Here is a 537-nt window from a genome sequence, read left to right as displayed (position 1 = left end):
AAATCGCCGTTGACAAGTAGAACAAAACTTATCATAAGGTCGATCTGGATGGGCGGTAATATGGCATTTGGGTTTACCATGGCGATCATGCGGACAAGACATAAATGCCTCCTGGGTGGGTGTTGGGTTTTTTCGGGTATCGGGGAATGGGTTTGAGATTTGAGGTTTCAAGTTTGAGCTAAAAGAGTCGTTTTTCGTGCATCCTGACACCTGAAACCTGACACCCGACACCTGCTGTTTATAATCGGGTGTAGTTTGGGAAATTATGCAGCGTTTTCACCTCACTTGATAATCTAGGGTTTCAAACTGACTATCAGAAGGGTGATCGCTCTTTTTACGCTTTTTAGTGAAATTTGTTATAAAAATTCATATCTGGGGTGTTGACTGTTGACTGTTAACAGACAACCGCCAACAGACAACAAATTTTCCAATTTTGCATAAAACTAAACCCCGAAACGCCATAGATAGAATGAAAGCGAATCAGAAGTTAGTACCCGAACATGAACTTCCAGCAGAGGAATGAAGAAGATGAACGGT

Source organism: Planktothrix tepida PCC 9214 (genome assembly GCF_900009145.1).
Lineage (GTDB): Bacteria > Cyanobacteriota > Cyanobacteriia > Cyanobacteriales > Microcoleaceae > Planktothrix > Planktothrix tepida.
Note: the sequence above shows the minus strand (reverse complement) of the source record.